Here is a 4,007-nt window from a genome sequence, read left to right on the forward strand (position 1 = left end):
TGCCGTTGAGCTGACCGAGTCCCAACCCAGGGCGGGGAACTATCTGGCCGCCGTTGGGGAGATCTGGGTGGCCACCAGCGGGGAGAACTCCAGGCCGCCTATGGGGAAGAACAAATGGCCATTGACACTGGACGCAACCAGCAGGAACGGCCCGACTCGGAATCACTCGGCACCGTCCGACAGGTCGTCAAGTTGGCTCTTAACCAGCGGGTTGAGTCTCATGGCTGGGCCTGCGGACAATGCCGAGGCGACCGGAAGCTCACAGAGGCTCGAACTCGATGATCGCCACGTCGGGATCTGGCCCGGGGGCCGCGGTCATGGCAACGTGCACGATGTGCTCGCCGCCACTGCGCGCGATCGAGCCTGGCGATTGGGGAGGTTCACGCCTGTCGTACGGGGCCCACTTCTTGTTCCAGCCTTGCCCTCGGACCCGCCGTACTCGGTACGCTGCACGGTTGTGCGGAGTGTTGGGACGCGGCGCCAGTTCTCGCTGGTCGCATTGGTGCTGCTGCCTATCAGCCTGGCGCTCGTCGGCAACATGGCTACGGACACCGTTCAGATCGAGGAGCCGTGGTGGCAGCCGACTGTGTGGGCGGTGGCGGGTGTCATGATCGCGACCACGATGATCGTCGAACTGCGCCGCAGCAGTGACATCCCAGATCTGTCCAGGGTGCTCGATGATCTCGCCTCCGCCGTGGGCAGGCAGTGGCGGGAGGAGGTGCGGCGGCGCGAGGTCAATGACCCGTATCCGTTGCCGGTGACCTGGGAAGCCGCAGACCCCACCCTGTTCGCGGCCTGGACCGACATCACGCGGCTCGCCACTAACGGTGTCGGCTGGCCGAATCCCGGTATCCGCGACGGCTGGGCCGAGGACCCCGCCGAGCTATCGGGTGATGGCGACTTGATCTCGTCTTGGACCAGGGTCCCAACCGGGCGACTGGTGGTGCTCGGCGATCCCGGGAGCGGGAAGACCATGCTGCTGGCGCGTTTGGTGCTCAACCTGCTGGCCCCGGAATGCCGTAGACCAGGTGATCCAGTTCCAGCGCTGGTGTCGGTGGCCTCCTGGAACCCGATCGAGCACGATCTTCGCGGCTGGCTGGCTCACCGCCTGGCCCTGGACCACCCAGCCCTTCGCCACGAAGTCGGGCGAGTCACTCTGGCTCGAGAGCTGCTCGACCGAGGGCTGGTCGTGCTGCTCCTCGACGGTTTCGACGAGATCCCCGACGCGGTCCGCGGCCAAGCCCTCGCCGGGATCAACCACGCACTGGAGGCAGGCCAACCTCTCGTCCTCAGCAGCCGCACCAACGCCTACCGGGCTGCGACCCGCCCGGCCGACGGTGCCGACATCACTCTCGCCGGTGCCGCAGGCATTCGAGTCCGGGCGCTCGCCCCAACCGATGTCCTTCGGTACCTGCGCAGTAGCAGTAGCGGCCCCAAGGGCGAAACGCGTTGGGACGACATGGAATCTGCCATGACCACACCGGGTCCACTTGCAGACGCCATGACGACCCCGCTGGCCGCCACGCTGGCCCGGGTGATCTACAACCCGCGCCCAGGCGAGCCTTTGACCGCCGTGCCGCACCCCGCCGAACTGCTCACCTTCCCCGACCGCCAGTCGATCGACCACCACCTCTTCGACGGCTTCATCGCCGCCGCGTACCGCCCGCACCCCACCAGGCCCAGCAGGTGGACACCGACCCAGGCGGGCCGAGCACTCACCTACCTGGCCCGGCATCTCGAACACGACCACCACGGCTCCCCCGACCTGGCCTGGTGGCGTCTGTCCTTCCGCACCGGACCACCGGCGGAACGCCTCGTCGCGCAGTGGCTCATCGGGCTGGGGATGTCCCTGGCCGCCGGTCTGCTGGCGTTCGTCTTCTACATCGCGTTCTTCGACTCTCTCAGCCTGCTGTTGCTGACAGCGCTGAACATCGCCATGACCACTGGGCTGGCGTTCGGCCTGGTCCGTTGGTTGACCGGACGGCTGGACGCGGCCGTGATCACCGGCCTGCTCGTGGGCATCGGTGGCGGGCTCGCAGCGAATCTCGGTGGCGACTTGACCAACGGAACGCGGCCCCCGCTCGACCTGATCCTCGTGGCAGGGCTGATGACCGGCCTATCGTCGCGGTCGAAGCCCGGCAGCCCCCGCGGCCTCAGGGCCGGCGTCGTGGTCTTCCTCGCGACCGTGCTCTCAGATCGGCTGGCGGCCCTTCCGGCGGTGGGCGTTCCAGCCGTCGTCCTCGCCCTTCCACCAGACCAGACATTCGCCTACGGCCTGTTGGCTGGGCTGGCGGTCAGCGTGGCATCGGCGATGGCCCGGCGCGGAGAACCGCGGAGCCCAGGACGCGCTGGGCCGACCCGGTGGGCGATCGCCGCCTTCGCCGTCGTCCTCGCCGTCACCACGGGCGTGCTCACTACAAACGCAGCCGCGTCAGGCTCGACCGCGTCATTCTCCGACATCCTGGACAGGGCCCTACCCCTCGCACAGGTGGCTGGCGCGATCGTGTGGCTTACGCTCAGGGACCGCATGTTCGCCGCCACCGGCTCACGACCACGCTTGCGCCCATGGCCACTCGGCGCACTGGTGACCGTGGTCATGGCGTTGCCCCTCGTCGGCCTCCAGTGGCCGAGCCATGACGGCGTCCTGCGAGGTGCAAGCTCAGCAGTGGCGTTGGGTTTGCTCACAACGTTGATCGCGACGGTGACCGCCCTCTCAGGACCCGGCCCCATTGCGGTGACGAGGACCTCCCGTTCCCCTCTCTTCTGGATTCTGGCGAGCCTGCTGGTCCTGACCAACTGGTTCCTCCTCGGTGAGGCGGACGCCCTCGCCGCCCTGGCGATGGCGATCTTCGTCCTGTGGGGGATCTGGTCCTTGCCCCAGCAACCCACACGCGGCCTGTTAACCAGTCCGGCCGCCTGCGGCGCCTTATGCGGGCTCATCTATACAACCGTGTACGGGTCCGGCTACGGCGCCGCAGTGGCCCTGTTCACCAGCCTGGCAGTCGAACTCGGCCGACGGCTGGTCGGCTCAACGCTCCCCGCACAACGACTGCGATGGACGGTGAACGGTGCACTGTTGGGCATACTTGGTGGAGTCAGCGCGGGCTACACAACAATGAGCCTCGACTACGTGCCCAACGCAGCCGTGATCGGACTGCCCGTCGCGGTCGTGATCGCACTGTCGTTCGGGATGGATGCCCCACGCGATCTCACCTTGGTCCAAGACCCGAAGCGCGGTTTGGCCACCGATCGACGCATCTTCTTCACCATCACAGCGGTCATCGCGCTCATGACCGGTCTCCTGACCACGTTCATCAGCGGTCTGCACGTGCTCGACCCCGGCCGTGGACTACTCGGTGCACTCGCCTACGGCCTACCGATCGGCATGATCATCGCCAGCGGCCACACGGTCTGGGTCCGGTTCGCGACAACGTCGGCATGGCTGGCCATCAGGCACGAACTACCCCCGCAGCTGATGCGCTTCCTCGCCGACGCCCACATGATGCACGGCGTCCTACGACAGAACGGTTCCACCTACCAGTTCCGCCACCTCGAACTCCAACGCAGGCTCGCGGCAGCCGGTCGCTCAAGTACCAGCGACCCGCTCTAGTCTCACCGCTCGTCCGCCAGTGCGACGTCGAGGCCGTAGGCGCCTGTTGCGGTGAGTGTGTCGATGAGGTCGAGGCATTCGGTTCGCGTGCGAGGGTCGCCTTGTCGGTACAGGCGCAGGATGGTGGTGATCACATCGCGGCTGGTGGCGGCTCGGCTGGTACGGATGTCGCCCATCTCGTTTCCCGCGATGGCGACTGCGCGCTGGCAGGCCTGCAGGGTGGCGGCAGGCAGCAACTTGAGCCGGTCTTTCAAGGCGCGGAAGAGGACGTCGGGACTGCCCCGGGTTCGGTTGACACTCGGGGTTGATGGTTCTCAAGCCGCCTGAGCGGCCTTGTAGATGGTCTCAAACTCGACTGGGGTGAGTCGCCCGAGGCTCCGTTGTCGGCGTCGTCGGT

The 4,007-nt window shown here is 67.1% G+C and carries 2 protein-coding genes; one reads left to right on the top strand and one right to left on the bottom strand.

Annotation, left to right across the window (positions count from 1 at the left end; translation table 11 throughout):
- Positions 1 to 418 precede the first annotated feature (418 nt).
- Positions 419 to 3,610 carry an NACHT domain-containing protein gene (locus tag QSK30_RS36460; RefSeq protein WP_285509981.1) on the top strand — a complete coding sequence of 1,064 codons (3,192 nt, stop codon included), beginning with the start codon at positions 419 to 421 and terminating at the stop codon, positions 3,608 to 3,610.
- Between the two features lie 2 nt (positions 3,611 to 3,612).
- Here the strand turns inward: QSK30_RS36460 and QSK30_RS36465 are convergent, their stop codons facing one another.
- Positions 3,613 to 3,864: a hypothetical protein gene (locus tag QSK30_RS36465; protein WP_285509982.1), complete on the bottom strand. Its 252-nt coding sequence runs from the start codon at positions 3,862 to 3,864 to the stop codon at positions 3,613 to 3,615.
- Between the last annotated feature and the right edge of the window lie 143 nt (positions 3,865 to 4,007).

The organism is Actinokineospora sp. NBRC 105648 (assembly GCF_030269645.1).
GTDB lineage: Bacteria > Actinomycetota > Actinomycetes > Mycobacteriales > Pseudonocardiaceae > Actinokineospora.